The organism is Peribacillus saganii (assembly GCF_003429095.1).
Lineage (GTDB): Bacteria > Bacillota > Bacilli > Bacillales > DSM-1321 > Peribacillus > Peribacillus saganii.
In genome coordinates this window covers 1-24380 of record NZ_QVTE01000070.1, presented here as the reverse complement: position 1 = coordinate 24380, position 24380 = coordinate 1, and the positions used below count along the sequence as shown (strand labels likewise).

Here is a 24380-nt window from a genome sequence, read left to right as displayed (position 1 = left end):
CAACGTTTTTACGGTGCGCGTGCCATTAATTATGGTAGATACATTTAAATCCATAACATTATTTACTTCATCTGGAGTTACAAGTTCAGAATCAAAACTGAAGAAGGTATCAAAACTTTTCGACCGCGTCAGGTAACGGGTATTTAGCTGCAAAATATCTTCTGCAGTCATATTTACACCTTTTGTTTAATTTCAATTCCTTTGGCCTCCAAAGTTTGGTCAACCCAACGGCGATCCCACTGGCCCTGATCAATTTTTTGCACTATCTCTTCCTCTTGCCTTAATAAAATATTAGATTTCGTTAACACGAGTTCCGCATCAGCCTTAGGAATGACTGCTACGCCATCATCATCACCAACAATTATATCTCCGGGTGAAACTGGAACATTGCCGCAGCTGATTACCGTGTTCACCTCTCCCGGCCCTTCCTTGTATGGTCCGCGAGGTGTAACCCCTTTTGAAAAAACCGGAAAACCCATATTAGAAATACTCAATCTATCTCTCACTGCGCCATCCACAACAAACCCGGCAATTCCTCGGCTTCTAGCATAATGGCACATGATTTCTCCTAGAATCGCGTGCTGGGTATCCCCGCTGGCGTCGATTACAATAATGTCACCCGGCTTGGCAAGATCCATTGCTTTATGGACCATTAGATTATCTGAAGGATGGGTGCGTACTGTTAATGCGCTTCCTACAACATGTATTCCCGGGCTATTAATAGATTTGATCAAATGATTCATGACCCACATTTTACCCATTACATCTCCGATAACAGGTGTGGCTATCCCTTTATAGCCTTCTATTACATTAGATTCAATACGCTGAAAATCATTTATAACACGGTAACCAATGTTTCCCACTTAAACTCACAACCTCTCTTTTTTCCACATTACCCTTAATTACTTGAATCAAGATAGCTGAACAGCAAAGCTGCTGAAATCGTCCAAAAACATAGGATTTAAGATGTCACTTCAATGAACTAACAGGAAGCAATTAACACTAAATTTATCTGGTATGTAAAATGATGGGATTGATTATGGATGGCGGAGTTTTTCCGGTTAGACCGTTGACAAGGTTTTTTGCAGCAAGCACAGCCATCTTTGTTCTTGTTTCGCTGGTTGCAGATCCTATATGCGGCAGTGTAACGATATTCTTTAACTTTAACAGTCGATTATCTGGATTAATCGGCTCTTGCGTATACACATCAAGTCCGGCACCGGCAATAATCCTGCTGGAAAGCGCTTCAATCATGTCATCCTCATTTACCGTTTCTCCTCGGGAACCATTAATAAAGACCGCTGATTTCTTCATTTGTTTAAATTCGCGAAGACCTATTAAATGCTTTGTTTCTGCCGATAATGGCGTCATTAAACAAACAAAGTCTGATTTTGCGAGCAGTTCATCCAATTCGCATTTTTGAGCCCGGTAAAGGGTTTCCGCAGCCTCATTATTTGTTCGATTATGATATAAAATATCCATATCAAATCCTAAATGTGCTCTCTTTGCAATTGCGGAACCAATTCTCCCCATACCGATTATTCCAAGCGTTTTATGATGCACGTCCACTCCAAAACAATCTTCTCCTATTAACTTGTTCCATCTGCCTTCTTTCACAAAAGAATCCAATTCAGCGATTCTTCTGGCGGCTGATAGAATTAAGCCGAATAATAAATCCGCGGTAGTATCGGTTAACACATCAGGAGTATTGGTAGCCATTATGCCTCTTTTCGATAATTCTTCAATATCGAAATTATTATAGCCGACAGAGATATTACAAACGATCTTCAACATTGGTGCATGGTCAAGCAGTTCTTTCGTTATTGGCAAACTGCTTCCCATTAAGCCTTGTGCATCCTTAAGATCCTCTAAGAATTCAGGATCTGAATAATCCTGCAGATTCTCATAATAACTAACATCACAGCTTTCCTTTATAACTGAAAGGACACTTTCCGGAATTTTCTTATAAATAACTGCTTTTGGCTTCACGATGACTCTCCTATTCTAACTGTTGGTTTCAAACTATATTGCAGGCCTCTGCCAGCAATTCAACAAGATGAACCGCTTCCACTTTATGCTGTATTTGTTCCCTTTCAATCCCTAATTTCATTTGCAGCAAACAGCCGGGATTCGTTGTTACGATTACCTGAGGGCTGACTTTTTTTACATCTGTCATTTTGTTATCTAAAATTTCCATTGATTCCTTGTAATTAACAATATTATAGATTCCGGCTGATCCGCAGCACATATCCTCATTTTCCATTCGGTGCAAGGTTAATTCTTTGATTGATTTTAATAAATTGATAGGCTCTTTTTCTACTTTTTGAACGTTTTTCATGTGGCACGAAGGCTGATAGGTTACAATTTTATTGATTTCCCTTTTCAAAGGCAATTCCAATTTACTTAAAATAACGCTAATATCCACGCTTTTCCCAGTAAACCATTTTGCGCGCTCTGCCCATTCTGGCTCGGCTTTTAATAAATGATGATATTCATTTAGCATGGCACCGCAGCCGCCAGCCGAATTCACAACAAAATCAAAGGATTCTTGTTCAAAAGTTTCAATATTTCTTTTTGCAAGTTCCTTTGCTAAGTCCAATTCGCCGCTATGGCTGTGCAATGCCCCGCAGCAGTTTTGATTGGGGACAATAACTACTTCGCAGCCTCCTGCCTGCAATAATTTCATGCTTAAGTCATTAATCCTGTCAAAAACAGCATCCATTACACAACCGGTAAAAAAAGCAATGCGGTATTTTACCTCACCGTCCGGGGTAAGAATCTGCTGCCGTTTCTTCCTTTCACTCGGGCTGGAAATTTCCGGAATAATTTTATCAAAGGAGGCTAGATTCTCAGGCAGTACATTGATTAAGCCAGTTTTATGGGCAAGCTTCTTCATACCGGTTTTTTGATAGAACCACAGTAAATTACTTGCTTTTGCAAGATTTCGTTTTTTAGGGAACAGCTGTTTAAATAGGATATTATTAAATGTTTTGGCAGCAGCAGACGATTCTTGTTTTTCTTTACGATTCAGTACTTCCTTCGCAGACTCTAAAATCATGCCATATTGAACGTTTGTCGGGCATACGCGTTCACATGCCCTACACCCTAAACATAGCTCAATCGGCTCTTGAATTTGTTCTAGAGATATTTTTCCTTCCGCAGCCATTTTCACGAGGTTAATTCTACCCCGGGGAGAATGTGTTTCTTTCTTCATCGTTTTATAAGTAGGGCAAGCTGGCAGACAATAGCCGCATTGAACACAGCTAAATGTTTCGTTATAGGCTAATCCTTCAACCTCTTTCATTCGCTTAACACCAACTTTTGTCCTTTTTCAGGAAATATTTTTCCCGGATTCATAATCATATTGGGATCCCAGGCCTGCTTTATTCTCTTCATCATGTCCACACCATGTTCCCCCAATTCAAGCTCCATAAAGGATGCTTTCATTGTTCCGATACCATGTTCACCTGAAAGAGTACCTCCGAGTTCAATCGCTGCTGTAAAAATTTCGCTCACAGCCTGTTCAACTCTAATCATTTCTTCCTTCTCTCGTTTATCACAAATAATATTCGGGTGCAAATTTCCATCCCCGGCATGGCCAAACACAACGAGAGTAACGCCGTATTTTATTTTTATTTCTTTTAACCTCTTAAAGAATTCCGGTATTTTGCTCCTTGGAACGGTAGCATCTTCTGAAATTTTCGTTGGCTTTGTTCTAACAATTGCTGGCGAAACGAGTTTTCTTGCTTTCCACAATTCGGTCGCCTCCGCGTCCGACTCCGCAATCACGGTGTTTCTAGCGCCCTTCATATCCATAATTTCTTTTACCTTCACTATCTCATCGGCAATCGCAGCCGGATGGCCATCCAGTTCTATTAATAGAATAGCCTCTGCATCTACCGGCAAACCCAGCGGCTGATATTCTTCTACCGCAATTATGGAGGCCTGATCCATCAATTCAATTTTAGAAGGAATTATCCCGGAACTTAATACCTTTGATATCGCTTCACCCGAACGCACGAGATCATCAAAAATAGTCATCAGCGTTTTGGATGAAGGCGGTTTTGGAACTAATCTTAAAATCGCCTGCGTAATCACTCCCAATGTGCCTTCAGACCCGACAATAAGCTTTGTCAGATCATAGCCGGTAACATTTTTGACCGTTCTTCCGCCTGTTCGGATAATCTGTCCCTCAGGCGTTACCACTTCAAGGCCAAGAACATAGTCTTTTGTCACCCCATATTTTAATCCTCTTGGACCACCCGAATTTTCAGCCAAATTTCCGGCTATTGTCGAGATATTTGAACTGCTTGGATCTGGCGCATACATTAAACCGTACAGATTTGCCGCTTCATCAATTCTGGCAGTAATAACTCCCGGGGAAACAATGGCAATCATGTCATCAGGGTCAATTAAGAGTTCATCATTCCATAAGGAGACATCGAGAACAATGCCCCCTTTTACGGGAAGAGGCCCTCCGCTCAAACTTGAAGCGTTGCCTCTTGGTGTAACAGGAATCTTTTCTTTATTTGCTATTTTCATAACCTTTGAAACTTCTTCTGCAGATTTAACCTGTACCACGAATTCAGGCAAATAGCTGCCAAACGAGGCATCAAATGAATAGCTGTGGAGATCCTCCAGCTCGATTAAAATTCGTTCGTGATCAGTAATTGCCTCTTTTAATTGCTTATAAATGTTTTCAGAGTAATTCAATGGAAATCACCTCCATTACTTGGCCGCCACCATTACCCCATATTGGTTACATGCAGAAAGCCAAACTAGTTCTTTATGGCTTACAATGACTCTTTCCTTACGGGCCTTACACATATCTGCTAATCAGTTTTTCTTTCATAATATCGTCTAAGATGAAAGTATCTCTAGTCAGCATATTTGTTCCAGACCCTTTTGGAAGTGATTCCGTCAATGTTTTTCTTTCTTGTTTATATAGTAGACCTGTAAACATACTTCCAGTTTCTTCAACCATATTGAAAGCCATTGCTCTATTTGATGGATCGTATCCTTCTTTTTCATCAAGGTTTACAAGATTCTTTTTGAAATATTCATAAGTTAAAACTTTGTTAAATGTGACACATGGACTAAATACATTAATAAACGCAAAACCTTTGTGCTGCATTCCTTGTTCTATTAAGGACATAAGCTGTTTGACATCACCGGAAAAAGCCTGCGCTATGAAACTTGAACCTGAAGCCAATGCCATTTGCAATGGATTAATCGGCTGTTCGGGATTACCGCCAGGGCTTGATTTTGTTTCCATTCCCTGTGGACTGGTTGGGGACATTTGCCCTTTAGTTAAACCGTATATTTGGTTATCCATTACAATATAAGTGAGGTCTACATTTCTTCGGGCAGCGTGGGCAAAATGGTTAAGTCCAATACCAAAGCCATCTCCGTCACCGCCCGCACAAATCACATGCAAATCAGGGTTCGCAAGCTTGACGCCCTGTGCTGTAGCTAACGCTCTGCCGTGCATTGTGTGCATTGTATACGCATTGACATATCCTGAAATTCTGCCGGAACAGCCAATTCCTGAGATGAAAGCCATATCTTCCGCTTCAATATTCAGGTTAACTGCCACTTTCTGTATGGCGGCGAGAACGGAAAAGTCTCCACATCCCGGGCACCAGTTGGGTTTGATATCCATTCGGTAATCTTTTAGAGTAGCCATTTATACCAGCTCCTTACTAAATGTCAAAATATCAGAAGGCTTAAAAAGTGTTCCGTCAAACTTCGTCAGCTTTTGAATTTTTGCATGGTCTTGGACATGCTGCTTGATGACATTTGCTAATTGACCCGAATAATTGTTTTCTACGACAATTACCTGTCTTGCCATACTTACTAATCTTTCTAATTGTTTTGCAGGGAAAGGGTGCAGTAAACGCAGATGGGCAAGCCCTGCCTTTATACCGCTGGCCTGAAACTGCTCACAGGCTTCTTTAATTGCTCCATAAGTTGACCCAAAACCGATAATCAGGATATCTTCGGCAACACCCTCGACCTTTATGTCTTCACCGATCGTCACACTATTTATCTTTTCCATCCGTTTAATCATCATTTTTTTCCGATTTATCGGATCCTCTGTTGGATGGCCTGTTTCACCATGCTCAATTCCTGTAGCATGATGAGTTCCATATTTTTGTCCTGGAATAGTGCGCGGAGAAATATAGTCCTCAGTAAAGGCAAACCGATCGAAAACCTTTGCTTCCTGCAGCAGCAAATCTTCATCAGTCACTCGCTTGCCCCGATCCATTTCAAATTTGCGTGTATCGAGGATTTCTGTACTCTGTTTTGAAGTTGCAAGAACCAGGTCAGCAGCAATAAATACAGGACATTGGTACTGTTCAGCAAGATTAAATGCCGTGCCCATATCATACATGGCTTCCTGTATCGTGCTTGGAGAAATAATTATCCTTGGTATTTCTCCATGAGTACCTCCCAGCATTGCAGTCAAGTCACTTTGCTCCATTTTAGTTGCAAGCCCGCTGCTTGGACCTCCGCGCTGTGTATCGATAATTACAAGAGGAATTTCAACGGCTCCACTTAGACCAACCGCTTCCTGCATCAATGAAACACCTGGACCTGAAGTAGCTGTCATTGCACGCGTACCCGCAAAGCTTGCGCCAATTGCCATGGCAACTGAGCAAAGCTCATCCTCTGCCTGTACAACAATACCTCCATATTCAGGCATTATTTTAATTAAGTTTTCAAGAATCTCTGATGCAGGGGTAATCGGGTAACCAGCCATAAAGCGGCATCCTGCTGCGACAGCTCCGATTACCATTGCTTCATTACCAGATAAAAACATTTTTCTTGAATCTGTTACCGGGACTAGAGGTATGGAATACAGGCCCTTTTCTTTAACGAAATCATGGCCTTTTTCAAAGGCTTCGATATTCATTTCGACGATTTTAATCCCTTTCTTAGAAAAGCGATCCTTAATCACGTCTTTAAATTCCATCGGAGAATGCTGGTTTAAACCACATATCATTCCGATGGCAACCATATTTTTCATGATTGAATTTCCGCATTCCAAAGCTAGCTGCTGAAAGGGAGCCTCAATGATTAGGGCATCTTCAGGAAGGTCGGCAAAGTTATTAGGGTTAACGCTTTTTGAATCATAAAGAATAATGCTGTTTGCCGCCATTTGGTCTTTGTATAAATCAATGGTAGCCTGATCAAATGCAATTAACAGATTCGCTCTTTCAGCATTGACATAAATTTCTCTTCCAGAACTCACTCTTAAATTAAAATCAGAGTGACCGCCTTTAATGCGCGATGAAAAATTTCGAAATCCGTAAAGATTAAACCCCTTCTGGCTCAATACTTTTGTAAGAATTTCTCCAACACTCTCTATTCCTTCCCCCTGCTCACCGCCAATAACAATTGTTAGTTCCTCCACGTTAATACCTCCATAAATGGATACGGGATATTGTATCCATTTTATTTTTTTAAAACTGTATTAATCGACAGCACCTTTTCCTCCATCTACATTGACGGATGTTCCGGTGACATACGATGCCGCATCAGAAGCAAGGAATGTTATTACCTTGGCAGCCTCTGTTGGCTCCCCAATTCTTCGGAGTGGAATATCATGCTTGGGATCTTGAGAAAATTGCTCCCATGTTAAATGAGGTGCAAGCTTTTTCCATTTCTTTTCTTCTATCTGGCTGCTTCGTATCAGGCCGATACAAACCGTATTCACACGAATGGAATATTGGCCCAGGTCCTTGCTCATTGCTTTTGTAAGAGCAATGCCGGCTGCTCTTGTAACCGATGTAGGAAGCGAAGATGCAGGCGGAGCTTTTCCAATCACAGCAGTAATATTTATTATCGAGCCGCCCTTTTCTTTCATATATGTTATGGCTGCTCTGGAGCAGTTTACTGCTCCAAAAAGCTTCAAATCTAAATCTTCCTGCCACATGTCTTCATTTACATTTTCAAAAGGATTCGCTGATGATGTTCCGGCATTGTTGATTAAAATATCAAGGGAGCCATAATGTCCTATTGTTTGTTCAATTAATTTTTTGCAATCCACAGGTTTGGAAACATCTGCCTGGACTGTATAAATCTTTTCGCCTGTTTGCTCATAAATCAATGCTGCAGCATGATCTAAGGCCTGTTTGCCACGCCCGCATATAGTGACCTTGGCCCCTTCTTTCACAAATTGAATGGCAGTTTCAAATCCTATCCCCTTACTCCCGCCCGTAACGATTGCAACCTTCCCTTTTAAACCCAATTCCATGTCAATATCCACCTCCAGGATTGAACAGGTAAAAGTCTAGATAACTCCTTCTTCTTTCAGCCTGCTAATCTCATTTTTATCTAATGATAGCTCCTTATTTAAAAATTCTTCTGTATGTTCGCCCAGCAAAGGCGGATGAATTTTCGTTTCAATTTCCAACCCTGAAAACCTTAAAGGACTTTTTACCATTTTGATACTACCTAAAGTTGGATGAGCAATCTCTTCGACTGTCTCTCTAGCCCTTACTTGCGGGTGCTCAAATACTTGCTCAATATTATTAACCGGTCCTGCGGGAACTCCTGCATCTGACAGCAATTTGAACCATTCGTCAGCTGTCTTTTCATAGAAGATTTCTTGAATAGATGAGGTAAGTTCATTCCGATTCGCAATACGCTTATTATTGGTGGTGTATCTTTCATCGTCTGCCCATTCAGGATGTCCGAGCACATTGCAAAGCTTTTCGTAAAGCCGATCATTTCCGGCTGAAACCATTAATGGACGATCCTTGCATTGAAACACTTGATAAGGAACTATGTAGCTGTGGCCATTGCCGATTCTTTCAGTAACTGCACCTGCGTTTAAATAGCTGCTCGCTACGTTTGCGAGTGCGCTTAATTGAACATCCAATAGTGATATATCGATATGCTGCCCTGTATTGGTGTGGTCTCTTAGCCGGATGGCTGAGATAATACTAATCGCAACATATTGGGAAGTCATGATATCAACTACCGGTACTCCTACTCTGGTAGGTTCCCCTTCAGGGAATCCGGTTACATCCATAATTCCGCCAATTGCCTGGATGACGGGATCAAACCCTGGTTCTTCGCTAAAAGGACCTGTTTGCCCGTAACCGGTCACTGAACACAAGATGATTTTCGGATTGACTTTTTTTAATTCGTCATAACCCAGGCCCATTCGCTGTAATGTTCCAGTTTTGAAGTTTTCGAGAACAACATCCGCATCCTTAAGCATCTGCAAAAATAAGTCTCTTCCTTTTTTGTGCTTCAGGTTGATAGTGATCGATCTTTTATTGCGATTGGCGCACATATAGTAGGTACTTTCTCCTTCAACAAAAGGGACCCAATCTCTCATGCTGTCTGTACCTTTAGGTGATTCAATGCGGATTACGTCGGCTCCTAGGTCTCCTAAAATCATTGAGCCACCAGGACCAGCATAAACCCGTGATAAGTCCAGAACTTTTATATCCTCTAATGGCTGCTTCATATCTGTTCCTCCTATGTAAAATTAAAAAGATAACTGGGCCCTCGGACTCTTATCAGCTTATTTCTAGCGTCTGAACAGGAGGCCTTGAGCGGTATAAGGAAATATTTTACCCGGATTCATTATGTTGTTTGGATCCCATGCTTCTTTAATAACCTTCATTAAATGGAGCCCTTCCTTCCCCAGTTCCATCTCCATAAAGGGGGCTTTCATAATGCCGATCCCATGCTCCCCGGAAAGTGTGCCGCCTAATTCGACAGCGCATCTGAATATTTCTTCGACGGCTTTTTCTGCCCTCTCCATTTCGTCCTGATCTCGGATATCAGCTACAATATTTGGGTGAAGATTGCCATCGCCAGCATGGCCGCAAACAACCAAGCTCACCTGAAATTTGTCCCTGATTTCTTTTAATCTCTTAAACATTTCAGGAATCTGACTGAGAGGAACGGTTGCATCCTCGGAAATTTTTGTTGGTTTAATCCGTGTAATGGCCGGCGAAATTAGTTTTCTGGCTTTCCATAATTGGTTTTTTTCTTCATTTGATTCTGCAATTTTAATACTGGCAGCTCCAATTTCTTTACATTTTTCAGCTACTTCTATTATTTCTTCCTTAGTGGCGGAAGGATGTCCGTCGACTTCAATTAGCAGAACAGCCTCAGCATCAAGCGGCAGCCCGCTGGGTTCATAGGCTTCTACAGAATGAATACACCCCTTATCTAATATTTCTAATTTCGATGGCAGGATGCCTGAAGTCAGAATCTTGGACACAGCTGCCCCTGCTGTTTCAATCTCGTTAAATGCTGCCAGCAAGGTTTCCGAGGATTTGGGCTTTGGAACTAGTTTTAGCACAGCTTCCGAAATGATTCCCAATGTTCCCTCTGAACCAACTATCAATTTAGTAAGATCATAGCCAGTTACATTCTTTATCGTTTTCCCACCCGTCCGGACTATATCACCGGAAGGGGTTACTACAGTCAGACCAAGGACATAATCTTTCGTGACTCCATATTTCAGTCCTCTTGGCCCGCCTGAATTTTCAGCAAGATTCCCGCCAATGGTACATACGGCTGAACTGCTTGGGTCAGGAGGATACATCAGCCCATACTGTTCCGCAGCCTTATGGATGTCACCTGTTAAAACACCGGGTGAGACAACGGCAATTAAATCGTCTGGGTAAACTTCCAATCTATGTGTCATTCTAGATAAATCCAAAACAATCCCTCCATTAACTGGAAGTGGCCCTCCAGATAAACTCGTGGATTGTCCTCTCGGATAGATAGGAATTGTATATTGATTTGCAAATTTGACAATGTAAGAGATTTCTTCTGTCAATAGGGGCTGAACGATAACTTCAGGTTCAAAACTGCCGAAGGAGGCGTCAAATGAATAGCTTATTAGATCATGTTTTTCTGTTAAAACTCTCGACTTATCAGGAATGATTTCATATATAGCCCTCAGCAATTCGAAGTCAATTTTTCTGTAAGTCATAAAGCACCTCCTTTTTGCACCAACAATCACCTGGCAGTACCCATCAAGAAACTGATTTCTTCATAGGTACTGCCCTGTTGATCTCTATCGGCCTCCACTTACAGTCAACATTTCGCCCATCATATAATTTGCTGCATCAGAAGCTAAAAATGCTACAACTTTAGCTACATCCTCTGATACACCTGCACGGCCAATCGGGATAGTAGGCACAATTTTCTCTATTCGTTCTTGAGTTGAGAATTTATCCTGGAAAGGCGTCATAATAAAACCTGGTGCAATTCCGTTGACTAAAATACCATGTGGTGCAAACTCTTTAGCCAGACCTACCGTTAACGTGCTGACTGCACCCTTAGCAGAGGCATAATGGATGCTTTCTCCAGGTCCTCCAAGCCTTGCAGCTACAGAAGATATGTTAATCACTTTCCCGGATTTTCGCGGGACCATTTGTTTTAATACTGCCTGTGAAACAAGGAAAATACTTTTGACATTGACATCGTAGGTTGTTTGCCATAGATCTTCATCTATGTCCAGAAACGGGCTTCTCTTAATGGCAGCTCCCGCATTATTGACTAAGACATCTATATGTCCAAAAGCCTCTATCGCTTGCCTCACCAACTCGTCTACCTGTTCCTTGTCAGTTAGGTCCGCTTTTATGAGAAGGCACTCACTTCCGGTGTTTTCCACAATTTGTTTTGTTTCCTCTGCCCCCTGCTGGTTAGAGTTGTAGCAAGCAATTATTTTTGCGCCATTTTCGGCTAGTATCTTTGCAGAAGCCTGCCCGATACCGGAACTGGCTCCGGTTATTAAAACCACTTGTTGGGATTGGTTATTCATTCGCACCCTCCTTGCTTCCTATACATTTTTTTTCATTCTGTTTACGAACGTACCTGATCCAAAGGCGACCATTTCGCCATGTTCATCAAAGATTTCACTTTTAATAAAAGTTAATGATTTTCCATGCTTCACAATTTCTCCCATTCCGATCAGATAATTGCCTGATGCGGGTTTGGTAAAATGAATTTTCATCTCTGCCGTCACAGTAAAAAGATTCTCGTCTAATACTGAATTCACTGCAGAAGCCATTGCTGCATCTAATAAAGTCGCAAGAATGCCACCATGTACAGTGCCATGAATTTGCAGCAATTCCTGTTTAACTTGTAAAACGACTTTGGATTTACCATCTTCTGCAAATTCCAATTCCATACCGGTATGGAGCCACACCGGTGATGTTGTCAGTGCTTTCAATCTTTCAGTCAGCATTTGCAAACCTCATCATATTCTTCCTTTGGACATTTTTATTGATTTTGCGGGTTTTCCGAGCTTTTTGTGTCAACTTTTTCGCTTCACACATTAATGGATGAAGATAAGAGTTACACATTGCTTTTTTTCTATCACTATTATGTAACGCTAAATCGTCCATTTTCTTCAACTATTCATTCTGGCTTCTTACTGCTCTTCATTTGCTTTAAGAGTTCGATATATTCATGGGTATCAGTAACGACTGCCATATGTGAAGAAACCATATCCAGGTGATTTCTTAAACTGATCTTGTCATGGTTTTTCACAAGTCTTTTTATCATTTTTAAAGCATTTTGAGGCTTTTCACATAAAACATTTGCAAATTCTACTGTTTTTTCAAACAATTCTTCGGCTGGATAAACATAATCAACCAATCCAAGGTCCATGGCAGCTTGTGCATTAATTCGTTCACCGGTCCATAATAATTCGAGTGCTTTTGATACACCTACAATCTTAGGCAGAAAGTAGCTCCCTCCATCTCCTGGAACCAAACCAAGATGGATATAACCTTCTCCAAGTCTTGCCTGACTGGCGCAAAAACGCATATCACACATAAGAGCCATATCTAGTCCGGCCCCAATGGCATCTCCATTTATGCAGGCAATTACGGGTTTATCAATCTCCTCTAATAACATAGGGATCTTTTGAATGTTTTCCCATAAGGATGCTTTTCGCTTAACAGCATTACTCCATAAGTCCTCTTTGGCTTCACCAATGAAACCATCTCCACTGGAGAGAGCCTTAATATCCCCTCCAGCAGAAAAAGCTTTTCCTGTACCTGTGAGGATCAGAACTTTCAATCTGTTATCTTCCTTAAATTCCAATAAAGCATTGTACCAATCTATTATCATCTCGTGGCTGAAGGAATTAAGATATTCCGGCCGGTTTATTCTTAATACAGCAACTTCTTCTGAATGATGTTCAAAAATGATATGTTTATTTTCCATTTTTACTAACACCTTTATAAAGTATTTTTTTGCGGTTGTTTATTTGATTAGTCTTTTCTCTCTGTATGGCAAGCGTGTTTTATGAATTTAAAGGGACCTTGCTGATTTCCACTCCCAAATGCTCCAGACATTCGATAACCACCCTTTTGCCGGCACGGCTTAAGGCATCCTGGGTAAGCCCGGCAATATGAGGAGACGCAACAAAATTATTCAGCTGAAAAAGCGGTGAATGGTAACAAGGCTCAACTTCTTGAACATCCAGCCCTGCAAATAGCAAATGATTATTGGATAAGTATTTATATAGCGCACTTTCATCAATAATCCCGCCCCGGCCCGCATTTAAGAGAATCGAGCCTCTTTTCATTACTTTCAGTTCTTCCTCGCCTATCATATGAAAGGTTTGGTCTGTGAGCGGTGCATGAATCGTCACAACATCCGATTGTTTTAGCAGATCTTCCAACGGTACTAATATCCCCCCGCCAGTGCGTGCATCGTCCTCCGTTATGTAGGGGTCGTATGCTAAAATGTTCATCTTGAATCCATTTTTTAAAATATCAGCTACGGTTTTGCCAATATTTCCGAACCCAATAATCCCTGCTGTTTTCCCATGAAGCTCTAGGGCGGAAGAAAACCCGTGCTTATTCCATATCCCTTTTTTCATTTGGTCGAAGGCAAGCAGTATATGCCTCATTCCACATAGCAGGAGCGCTACCGTATGCTCAGCCACAGAAATAGAATTTACCCCGGGCAGATTTATAAGCTTTATCCCTTTTGATTCTATATACTCCTGATCAAATTGATCCAGACCGACTGATGCTATACCAATCACCTTTAAATTTCCGCAGTTTTCTAAAATCGGTTTTTCGATTCTTCCTGTCAGATGAGTGGCACGTCCGAGTAGGATGTCATAATTTCCAATAATCCGAGCTAATTCTTCCGGAGTTATATTGTGATTGATATCTACATCACAGTATTCTTTTAATAACTGAATTCCTTCAGCATGGATATGGTCAATGACCAAAGCCTTCATTACATTACCTCCATAAAAATATTAAATTTACCACCCGCTAACTAGAATAGAAAACTACATTTTATCTGCTGTTTCTCCAGTTTGAAGTTACCTTTGAAACTGGTAAAACTGACTGGGATATGATCATTGCGTCAAAAACTGGGAGAATTTATGTGCCAAAACAACCGGGTCATCGTTAATGAATGGGTTTTTCTGGTTTTCCTGGTTGATCTTCGCATGAATAACAATAGGACCATCCTTTTCAATAGATGTTCTTACTGCATGTTCAAATGCATCTAAATCTTCTACTTGAATGGCCTCTAAATTAAAGCCCTGTGCTACTTGTGCTATATTAATCCGGCCTGCTAGTGAGCATTGTCCTCCTGTAGATGCAAAACACTCATTATCAAACACAATAAGCAGCCATTTTTTAGGATTGAGATATGCAGCGGAAGCTAGAGCGTTCGGATTCATTAAAACTCCGCCATCGCCCTCAATAGCAATGCATTTTTTGAACCCTTTATCCTCTAGCGCCATGCTTACTCCAATGGCCACAGAGGGTGTCAATCCCATTGTATCTACCATATACAAGTGATTATCCCGCCTTCCTAAACTGGCCCACTCTCTGGAAGTATTGCCGCAAGACGAAATAACAGGGATGTTTTCGGTATATTTAAAAAGCACTTTTAACGCATCAAATCTTGACATCATTGTTCTGCACCCCCCTTAATGTTAAACATGACAATGATGGGACGATGTGTATCCCTGGCATATTGGGCACCCTGGGTGATTGCGGTGCTCCATTCCTTTAATGGAAGCCGGTAGTCGAGTTTAAATGTTTTTACACCTGCATCATCCAATATCCTTGGCAGCGGCTCAGAAAATAAATTGACGGCGGAATTGATCTCTCCAAAACCGCCTCTGCGTGTTACAAGAATTAGCATTGGCACGTGGTAGGCCTGCACAAATGTAGTAATAGCTAATATTGAATTTCCAATCCCTGTATCCTGTATCAGCATGATCGGCAGTTTGCCGCCTAAGCTAATGCCCGCTGCAATTCCAACTCCATCTTCTTCCCTGCTCACCGGAAAAGAAATAACCTTATCTGATTTTTCAAAATGTTCTATTACAGGCCCTACTGTACTACACGGAATGGATAGGAAATAATCCGGGTTCACTTTTTCTATTCCTTTAATTATTTCTTCACATGCTAAATCACGAAAAGTCGCCATGTTCTTCCTCCTCTACCATTTGCTCGGCGGCAAGATCTGACTTAACTCTTCAATCGTGGCGCCGCTTTCAAATAATTTAACTACCTCATCTTCACGCTTCGTTGCAGCAATCGTTTTCTCCAAGACGTCTTCTATTTTTTCAAACGGAACAACAACAACTCCGCTATCATCTGCAATAATCAGGTCTCCTGGATTGACGCGTACACCGGCAATAGAGATTGGACCATTGATTTCCATTGCTTCCACCCGGTACTTACCCGTAATCGGTGTTTGACCAGTGCTCCAGACTGGGTAATCAAGCTTATGGACAGTATCAATATCTCGTACTCCGCCATCGACAATGTTTCCTGCCATTCCCCATTTTTTAGCCACAAGTGTAGAAAGACCTCCCATTACCGAAATGTCTCCTAAACTTGCTGCATCAAAGACTGGCACATCACCTTGTTCAGCAATTGCATACACGTCGCGGTCTGCCAACTTGGCACGTTCCTTATAGAAGTAACCATAATCTGTGGTGTTGCTTTCTGGGATATAACGAATCGTTACAGCTGGCCCAACAATCTTTTTACCCGAAATAATCGGTCGAAGGCGGCTTGCTGAAATGGAACCTCGTATTCCCATGGAATCAAGGACATCAGAAACCGTAGGCGTTAAACCATCTAATTCAAGAAAAGCTTCAATTATCTCTCTGGAAGGTCGCGGAAAATCCACTTTTACAATTCTTTCAGGTGGAATTAAACCCATTAATCTATTTTTATATTTTTCTAATTCGGCTGTTTTCAAGAGACCCACATCCTTTTCAAATTATTATCCTTCCATTTGCTTCTACAGCATCGATCAGTACATGATTCTTTACAGATAAATACAGTTTCTACTGTTCACCTCCTTAAGTGTTTATAATATTTAAAAAGTATTATTTAAAAAAAATATCAATACGGATGATAAGAAAATAATTGATACGGTATATTTAATATTCCATATACCTATTTCAATGGCTCTGGTTTTAAACAGATTGGCTGCCAGTAAATTGGCTGCTGAAACGGGCGATATTAAAGGGGTTATTCCCCAGCTTATTACAAGAGTTAAGGCAAATAGTTCTGGCTTTAGCCCAATTATTTCAGGTGACAGCGTTGTTGCAAAAAGTGATATTGGAAGAATTTGATGTATGAAAATAGATGAGACTGCACATGTGAAAATTATGATAAAAATGGTTAATATTAGTGAAAGATTACTGATCTGAAAAAATAATCCTGATATATAATCGGGAAATTCTGTTAGCAGTACCATTTGGGAAAAAAATGTTGCCGAAATAATCATGATAGATTCTGTATGTACATTTGGTGCTACAACAGTAAAGTAATTTTTTAAAGAAAAGATATATTCTTTAATTTTCCCTATCGCAATTGACCAAAGGATGGAATAGCTAATAGCGAGTATTGAAATTAAAATCAGCACATTATAATGAAGCCATTTTTCTAAAAGAAATAATGCTAGAAACAAACCAATAAAAGCAATAATCAGTTCAACGCCTCTTTGATGCTTAACAGGATGATGGACAATAGTATGAAAATTATGTTGTACATACCCTTCATCACTTTCATTTCCTGCAGCCAATAATGGAGTGGTTGCCAGCTGCTCCTCTCTCATTAAATACTGATAATTAATAAAGATAGAAGTGAGATAGCATATAAAAACCATTAATAAACCATAAAGAAAAAATGAAATGAATCGTACTCCAACAAGATGCAAAATGATCGCTACACCTGCAAAATAAGGTGACCAAAAGGCTGCAAGAGAGAATCCTTGTACAAGGCTTCTCGCGAATAACTTGCTTGAATTCCCAAATCGTTCGGAGAATAAATCGTACATAACTCTTATGGAGCCTAAATTTAGAAAAGAACTGACAATACATGTCAATGCAGTTACGAATGTTACTTTTTTTATGTCCGTCTTTAAGTACCGTGTAATGAAATGATCTGTGTATTCAATATAACCGCCATTTCGCAGCGGATAAGATAATAAAGGCACTGTCACAAATAAAGTAACTAATGCAACATTATCCAGGATCGCACTAGCCCAATATGATCCGCTCCCACCGGTTATGAAAAAAAGCACGTTTCCCAGCAAAAGCAATAAGCCGCTCATAATCTTGGGGAAAGGTGCCATCCACGGCCAGGATATGATAAATGCGAGAACCACTAACCCAATAAGAAAAAATTCAAGAGGTATGGAAAACAGTGAATAAAGCATATAGGATAATCCCAATGTCAGTAATATACATCCTCTTGTTAATGTGATTATTGGTATTAAGTGTTGCATGGTTTCACGACCTTAACACTATTTATTTTCCTCTGTTATGCCCTCCCCTCACAAGCCGCTTTAATCTTGAAAATTAAAATTGTTATATTCGTCAAATGTTAGGGGTAATAAATCCGAAACAATCTTGAGACGCTCATTTTTATCTGCGTCTGACATTAGTCCTTCAGAAATCCAAAACTCATGAAGATCCAAGGTGTTTTTGATAACCATAACCCTTAACTCTGCTGGATTTTCAGGTTTGAGAGCTTTAACAACAGTTTCAAAAAGGTCATTATCATTCTCAGTAATCAGAGGAATTGCAACGCGCATTACGTTGCCGCTTGTAAGAGCATTTGTATATGTTTTCTGATAATCGATTGCATTAACCAATCTTCTTGTTGTAAAGTCAGCAAGCCCAACCCCAATGGCATTTCCGCACGACTCCTCGGAAACAGACAGAGCAGCAATATATTGAATAAATGGTTCATTCGTTTCAGGGCTTCCGTTTATACGGATCCGGCCAATAATATTTGTGTCCATGCCAGTTCCGCTGAAATTTTTTCCTATTTGCTGAACAATCAATAAATCCAATTTAGAAAAGGGAATGGAAGGCATCATTTTTTTTGCCAGTTTTAACAATTCTGGTTCTTTATTCATAATTTCATCAGCTGGAATGCCTTCGATCTTAGCTGTAACATCATAAGCATTTTCTACAATCGCTATTGCACCAATAACGTTTAATCGGTTAAGAGCCCCTTTACCGATCGCCTTTATTGACGCTAACAAATTATCATTACCCTGTTTATGAACAGTAGCAGCTCCCTTTGATCGTCCCATACCAACCGAGAGCATCTTCAAAATACCGCTTTCAAAATCCCCCTTAAAATTTGTGTGCGGTTTTATGCGATTCACTATTAGCACTGAATCCGCTTCTGCCGCTTCCTTTGCGGTATATATGGGCAAGCCTGGCAAATATTCCTCAGTGTAGCCAACGCATACTACTTCTGCAGAGCAGCTTATAGTTGTGCCAATGAATTCTTCAGTAACTCCGAGGCTTTCAAGCAGCTCTTTTTGCCCTCCTGCTTCACCGCCGCCATGGCTGCCTTTTGCCGAAAATAGAAATGGTTTAAATCCTTCCTCTGACAACTTTTCCACAATAAATTTCAATATCACAGCTATTTGATTAATACCTCTGCTCCCTGCTGTTATAGCAATGGAGGAACCAACTGGAAGTTTCGTTCTTTCAAGAACCTTATCAAGCTCAGAAAATATAGTATCCTTTAAATTCTCTACTATATGATTTGGATAGTTTTGCTGTATTTTGCAGAATCTTGGGTATTCAAGCATACACTCACTCTCACAATTCTTAACTTAGTACTAAGTCGCTGTTTAAAGAAAACTTTCTCTTTATCTGGTGGCGATTCGCATTTTTCCATCCCAGGGCGTCATTTGCTATAAGTATTCTTTGAATGTTGGCGGATCCTTCACCAAAATGAAGCATATTAGCATAATTGACATACTTCATAATCGGAAAATCATCAGAAATTCCATTTGCGCCAAAAATTTCGAGAGCATTTCGGGTTACTTTTACTGCAACCTCTGATGCAAAATATTTAGAATAGGAACTCTGTCGTGTTGCAACCTCTCCCCTATCTTTCAGAAACGCACTTCGATAAGTCATTAATCTGGCTGCATCTGTTTCGACTGCCATATCTGCGAGCAAATGTTTGATCATTTGATATTCGCCAATAGGTTTTCCGCTTACTACTCTTTCATTGCTATATTTAATAGATGCTTCCAAACAACCTTGAGCTATACCGACAAGCCTTGCAGGAACAGTAAGGCGCCCGTAATCCAGAGCGTTCATGGCAATTTTGAAGCCTTCTCCTTCTTTGCCCAGCAACGCGCTTTTAGGTATCCGGTAATCTTCCAGGAAAATCTCACAGCTTCTCATCATATAGCCTAATGAACTTATTTCAATCGGTTTTGCTGAGAATCCAGGATTATTTGTTTCAATAATAAACGCGGAAATTCCTTTTCTTCCCGCTTTAGGATCCGTCTTTGCGAAAAGAACTCCTACATCTGCTTCATTTGCGAAGGTAATCCATGTTTTTGAGCCATTAATTACGTATTCATCACCGTCCAAACGGGCTGTAGTTTTCATGGAACCTGCCGGATCAGAGCCTCCCCCAGACTCTGTTAGCGCAAACATACCGATTAAATTAGCCTTTATTAAATCAGGAACATATTTTTTGATTTGTTCTTCTGTCCCCCAATTTAATATTGTGAATGGACATGTCATCCCTTGCATGTTAAACGCATATCCAAAAGCGGGGTGGGCTTTTGATATTTCCTCGGCTATAATTGCTAGGTTTAAAAAGCCCATTTCCGAACCGCCATATTTTTCAGGAAAACATGCTCCGAACATTCCCGTTTCTCCCATTTTTTTGAGGATAGCCTTAGGAAATATTCTTTCGGTTTCATAATATTTTAGATTAGGCAGTATCTCTTTCTCTGCAAAATTTTGTGCCATTTTTTTAACCTGCAGATTATCATCACTTAAATCAAAGTTCACGCAGGCACCTCCCAAAGTTTAGTCACTGTGGTAAACTCCAATTAATTCACTAACTGTTAAAGAATCTTATTTACAGAAAGCCCTATATCCGTTTGCTTTCTTTGGTAATATTGAAAACCCAGAATAGCAACAGTTGCAACCATAGAAACAGTTGTTGCTAGAACATTCGGGAAGATCAGACCTACTGCACAAAGAATTAGGACGATACGTGAAAACCAATTGAGCCTGCTAAAAATAAACCCTTCAATTGCTGCGGCTAAAATCGTCACTGCAATAACTAAAGTAACCGTACTTATAGCGATATCCATTAAACTCGAATTGAGAATCAAAATGGATGGCTTATAAACAAAAACAAACGGTACAATAAATCCTGCAAGTGCTAGTTTACAAGAAATCCAGCCAGTGCGCTGCGGTTCTGAACCTGCAATACCTGCTCCAGCAAAAGCGGCAAGTGCAACAGGCGGAGTTAAATTTGCGATGACTCCAAAATAGAATACGAAAAGATGAGCGGCCAATGGGCTAATGCCGAAATTTGACAGAGCTGGGGCCGCCATTGTAGCTGTAATAATGTAGCAAGGGATGGATGGCAAGCCTAAGCCTAAAATGATGGAAGCCAACATTGTTAATAATAGGGTAATGAAAAGATCTCCCTGGCCTAAGGAAACGATGATATTAGCAAATTTCAGACCAAGCCCTGTCAAGCTGAAAACCCCTACAGTTATACCAACCGCAGCGCAGGCTGCTGCGACACTAAGTGTATCTCTAACACCCTGCTCAAGAGCGTTTAATATATCCCTAAAACCCATTCTTGTTTCTTTACGCAATGCAGCAATAGCAATAGTAGCGAGAATCGTAAAAACTCCCACATAAGTAGGCGAGAAGTGCATGGATAGAAGGACAACCAAAAGAATGATTGGGATCAGCAAATGTCCTCTTTGTTTTAAAACCTCTTTTACTTTCGGTAGGTTTTCTTTGTTCAATCCAGTTAAATTGTCTTTATCAGCGCGAAGATGAACCTGAACAAGTAATCCATAATAATACATTAGTGCAGGAATTAGTGCTGCTAAACAAATTGTTACATAAGGAAGTCCGAGAGTTTCAGCCATGATAAAAGCTGCAGCTCCCATAACTGGTGGAAGAATTTGTCCGCCTACAGCAGCTGTTGCCTCAACTCCAGCTGCAAATTCTGGCTTATATCCAACCTTTTTCATCAATGGTATTGTAAAAGAACCTGTTGTTACTACGCTGGCTACTGCGGAACCATTGATGGAGCCATGAACAGCGCTTGCGATTACGCCTACTTTAGCAGGTCCGCCTTTTGCTCCGCCTGCCGCAGCAAGCGATAAATCATTAAACAATGTACCCATGCCGCTTTTTGTTAGGAAAGCACCAAAAATGATAAACAAGATGATAAATGTCGACGATACGGCTATGGCATCTCCATATAGTCCTTCTGTCGTCACATAAAAATATGAAAAAATATCTCCAAGCGTATAACCCCGATGGCCGAAATCACCCGGAAGATATGGCCCTAAATAAGCGTATGCAACGAAGATACCAGCCATTGCCGTTAATTCCCATCCTGCTACTCGCCTTGAAGCCTCTAATACCAGTACGCAAGTTATCGTAGAAAAAATGATATCTACAGAAGAAGCGAGTCCTCCGCGATTTACAATTTCTGTGTAGTATATAAAAATATAGCCGGCTGAGGTTAGCGAAAGAACTGCAAGGATTGCATCATAAAACGAAAGGGATTTACGGGAGCCTTTTTTAAAGCCCGGGTATAATAAAAAGATGAGACATAGGATTACAGCAACATGCAGAGATCGGTGCTTAAGGGTTATGAGAGGACCCGCCCAGGCTGTATATAAGTGAAATAGCGCAAAGCAAATGGCAATAGCGGAAACTAACCATCCAAGCCACTTTTTATCAAATTTCCGATAATTTGCCTCTGGATCATATTCCTCCAGCAGCGCATGCGCTTTTTCAATATTTTCGTTATATACATCTCTTTCAAATTCAATATTTGCTTTCTTTTGTTCCATTTTCACACTTCCTTTCTGTATGCAATTCGTGATTATATTTCACAATAACTATTTGATCTAATAGAAGGATATTCTGGAAGAAAAATCCGAGTTATTCCAACTGATGAATTACTGATTGTAGCACGGTAGAAAGAGGCAAATGCGACAGTTCAAATGGCAAGTTTCTTAGGGTTGACACGTTTAGTTGCTTTCTTCTTAATGAGTTGTGAGGGTTCCCTATTGTAGATTCCAAAAACAGAAAAAGGGGGTGATGTAGTTGCTGCTGCTGTCATTCTAATATGATACAAATCATATTCCCCTAGATTATTAGGACAAAATTAATTCTTTCCGATTTCTTTAAAATATTTCTCTGCTCCAGGATGAAGCGGAGTAACTAAATCCTTCGCAGCTTCGTCAACAATGATTTGTTCTGCCGTATTATGGGCAGCTGCCAATTCTTTTAAGCTTTCATAAAACGTTTTTGTAAGGTCATATGCTTGTTCTTCTGGCATGTCATCTCGGACAGCTAAAAGATTTTTTATCGCTACTGTAGGAACAGCTTTGTCATTTTTATAAGTACCTGGAGGAATTTCACCTGCAGAAACCGCTGCTCCGTCTGCTTTCATTTTTTCAATTTCAGCTGCTTCAACAGGCACAATTTCTACATCCACTGCTGTTTGTAAATCAGTAACCGCTGAAACCCCTAACCCTGCAGTTATAAAGGCAGCGTCAATCGTCCCATTCTTTAACTGCTCTACACATTCAGCAAACGACAGATAATCCGGCTTTACATCGTCATATGTTAACCCATACCCTTTCAGCACCATTCGGGCATTAACTTCAGTTCCGCTGTTTGGAGCACCCACACCAATCTTCTTCCCTTTAAGATCATTGATTGACTTAATATTTTTGTTTTTAGGCGCAATTACGTGAACATAATTCATGTAAAGACCGCCTAGCGCTTTCATATTTTTAATTGCTCCAGTCTTTTCCCAGCTGCCTTTACCTGCTTCCGCATCAGCCATGGAATCTGACATAACTAAAATCATATCTACTTTTTTTGCATTTAACAGATTGATATTTTCTACAGCACCGCTTGTAGTTTGTGCGGACGCATTATACCCTAACTTTTCGTTGTAAATTTTAGCCATCGCTCCTCCGAGAATATAATAAACTCCGGAAGTTCCCCCTGTTGCAATCGTTAAATATTTATTGCCAGCTGGAGTCTTTTTACCTGAATCAGCGCTGGCAGGTTCGCTGCTGCCTCCCGAGGTGTTGTTAGAACCACAGCCGGCTAGAACTATAGACAAAACAATCATAAGTGACGCAAAACCCAGAAAAATCTTTTTCATCAAATTTCCTCCTTTTTTATCTCTAAATTATAAAGCGCTTTCATTTAAGTTCTTATGTAATGAATAGTATCATCACCCCTCTCAAATAATAAGAAATTTGTAATCTACACCTTCATCTTGTTGGATTCCATAGATGAAAAACACTCATTACCTGATAGATAGTAAGTACTAGATGGAAGATATTTTTTATAAAATTTTAATAATTGAGAATCTTTTAAATTTAATATGTTTTTATATTATTATAAAATCGAATTTTTTACAACATATTATAGATTTTTTTTATAAAATTTCCTGATCACTTGTAAACTATGTTGTTACTTATATTTTCCAGCTTATAACCAACTGTAATTATGGTAAATAAATTTAAACCACTAGCCACAAGTGCTCACTATTCTAAAACGTAATTCCATGTATGTAAGCAGTCTGACAACAATTTTATAACAAGAATATCTGAGACATTAAAAGTCGAGACATTTCCAAAAAACACAAAAAAGCCTTAGCCGGCATTCCCGGACAAAGGCATTTTTTATATTTTCATTCCGAATTTACTGTATTATTGTAATAACATTATAAATAACCCATAAGAGATACCCAGGCTGTACATATAATAAAGTCCAAAAGCAATGCTCAGTCGAGTAGAAGGGAACCTCTCTACCTTTTGGTAGATTGTGTTCC

At 40.2% G+C, this 24380-nt stretch carries 21 protein-coding genes; all 21 read right to left on the bottom strand.

Annotation, left to right across the window (positions count from 1 at the left end; all coding sequences use genetic code 11):
• Positions 1-173: 173 nt before the first annotated feature.
• Positions 174-863 (bottom strand): RraA family protein, encoded by a 690-nt coding sequence (locus tag D0469_RS20240; RefSeq protein WP_117328528.1) that lies wholly within the window; start codon positions 861-863, stop codon positions 174-176.
• Positions 864-1008: 145 nt separating this feature from the next.
• On the bottom strand, positions 1009-1989 hold the full coding sequence (locus D0469_RS20235) for a 2-hydroxyacid dehydrogenase (protein WP_117328527.1): 981 nt from the start codon (positions 1987-1989) through the stop codon (positions 1009-1011).
• Between the two features lie 28 nt (positions 1990-2017).
• On the bottom strand, positions 2018-3304 hold the full coding sequence (locus D0469_RS20230) for a (Fe-S)-binding protein (RefSeq protein WP_117328526.1): 1287 nt from the start codon (positions 3302-3304) through the stop codon (positions 2018-2020).
• On the bottom strand, positions 3301-4713 hold the full coding sequence (locus D0469_RS20225; RefSeq protein ID WP_117328525.1) for an FAD-binding oxidoreductase: 1413 nt from the start codon (positions 4711-4713) through the stop codon (positions 3301-3303). The genes D0469_RS20230 and D0469_RS20225 overlap by 4 nt, the downstream gene beginning before the upstream one ends.
• 106 nt (positions 4714-4819) lie before the next feature.
• Entirely contained in the window at positions 4820-5686 is an 867-nt protein-coding gene (locus tag D0469_RS20220; protein ID WP_117328524.1) for a 2-oxoacid:ferredoxin oxidoreductase subunit beta, read from the bottom strand.
• Complete coding sequence (locus D0469_RS20215; protein ID WP_117328523.1) at positions 5687-7417, bottom strand: 2-oxoacid:acceptor oxidoreductase subunit alpha; 1731 nt, start codon at positions 7415-7417, stop codon at positions 5687-5689. It lies immediately after the preceding gene.
• A gap of 60 nt (positions 7418-7477) precedes the next feature.
• Complete coding sequence (locus tag D0469_RS20210) at positions 7478-8260, bottom strand: SDR family NAD(P)-dependent oxidoreductase (RefSeq protein WP_117328522.1); 783 nt, start codon at positions 8258-8260, stop codon at positions 7478-7480.
• Positions 8261-8296: 36 nt separating this feature from the next.
• Positions 8297-9484, bottom strand: coding sequence for a CaiB/BaiF CoA transferase family protein (locus tag D0469_RS20205; RefSeq protein WP_117328521.1), 1188 nt, complete (start codon positions 9482-9484; stop codon positions 8297-8299).
• Positions 9485-9547: 63 nt separating this feature from the next.
• Positions 9548-10969 (bottom strand): FAD-binding oxidoreductase, encoded by a 1422-nt coding sequence (locus tag D0469_RS20200; protein WP_117328520.1) that lies wholly within the window; start codon positions 10967-10969, stop codon positions 9548-9550.
• 84 nt (positions 10970-11053) lie between these two features.
• A complete protein-coding gene (locus tag D0469_RS20195; protein ID WP_117328519.1) occupies positions 11054-11803 on the bottom strand; it encodes an SDR family NAD(P)-dependent oxidoreductase in 750 nt (249 codons plus the stop codon).
• An 18-nt stretch (positions 11804-11821) separates the two neighbouring features.
• Positions 11822-12229 carry a PaaI family thioesterase gene (locus D0469_RS20190; RefSeq protein ID WP_117328518.1) on the bottom strand — a complete coding sequence of 136 codons (408 nt, stop codon included), beginning with the start codon at positions 12227-12229 and terminating at the stop codon, positions 11822-11824.
• A 173-nt stretch (positions 12230-12402) separates the two neighbouring features.
• Positions 12403-13215 carry an enoyl-CoA hydratase/isomerase family protein gene (locus D0469_RS20180; protein WP_117328516.1) on the bottom strand — a complete coding sequence of 271 codons (813 nt, stop codon included), beginning with the start codon at positions 13213-13215 and terminating at the stop codon, positions 12403-12405.
• A gap of 79 nt (positions 13216-13294) precedes the next feature.
• Positions 13295-14245, bottom strand: coding sequence for a hydroxyacid dehydrogenase (locus D0469_RS20175; protein ID WP_117328515.1), 951 nt, complete (start codon positions 14243-14245; stop codon positions 13295-13297).
• 123 nt (positions 14246-14368) lie between these two features.
• On the bottom strand, positions 14369-14935 hold the full coding sequence (locus D0469_RS20170) for a thiamine pyrophosphate-dependent enzyme (RefSeq protein WP_117328514.1): 567 nt from the start codon (positions 14933-14935) through the stop codon (positions 14369-14371).
• On the bottom strand, positions 14932-15456 hold the full coding sequence (locus D0469_RS20165; RefSeq protein ID WP_117328513.1) for a hypothetical protein: 525 nt from the start codon (positions 15454-15456) through the stop codon (positions 14932-14934). The genes D0469_RS20170 and D0469_RS20165 overlap by 4 nt, the downstream gene beginning before the upstream one ends.
• 12 nt (positions 15457-15468) lie before the next feature.
• Entirely contained in the window at positions 15469-16239 is a 771-nt protein-coding gene (locus D0469_RS20160; RefSeq protein WP_117328512.1) for an RraA family protein, read from the bottom strand.
• A gap of 120 nt (positions 16240-16359) precedes the next feature.
• Positions 16360-17706, bottom strand: a complete 1347-nt coding sequence (locus D0469_RS20155; protein ID WP_117328511.1) for a hypothetical protein — start codon at positions 17704-17706, stop codon at positions 16360-16362.
• A 129-nt stretch (positions 17707-17835) separates the two neighbouring features.
• Positions 17836-19101 (bottom strand): nickel pincer cofactor-dependent isomerase, group 22, encoded by a 1266-nt coding sequence (locus D0469_RS20150; RefSeq protein ID WP_117328510.1) that lies wholly within the window; start codon positions 19099-19101, stop codon positions 17836-17838.
• A gap of 19 nt (positions 19102-19120) precedes the next feature.
• Positions 19121-20329, bottom strand: coding sequence for an acyl-CoA dehydrogenase family protein (locus tag D0469_RS20145; protein ID WP_117328509.1), 1209 nt, complete (start codon positions 20327-20329; stop codon positions 19121-19123).
• A 56-nt stretch (positions 20330-20385) separates the two neighbouring features.
• Entirely contained in the window at positions 20386-22374 is a 1989-nt protein-coding gene (locus D0469_RS20140; RefSeq protein ID WP_117328508.1) for a TRAP transporter permease, read from the bottom strand.
• A 317-nt stretch (positions 22375-22691) separates the two neighbouring features.
• Positions 22692-23705 carry a TAXI family TRAP transporter solute-binding subunit gene (locus D0469_RS20135; protein ID WP_117328507.1) on the bottom strand — a complete coding sequence of 338 codons (1014 nt, stop codon included), beginning with the start codon at positions 23703-23705 and terminating at the stop codon, positions 22692-22694.
• Between the last annotated feature and the right edge of the window lie 675 nt (positions 23706-24380).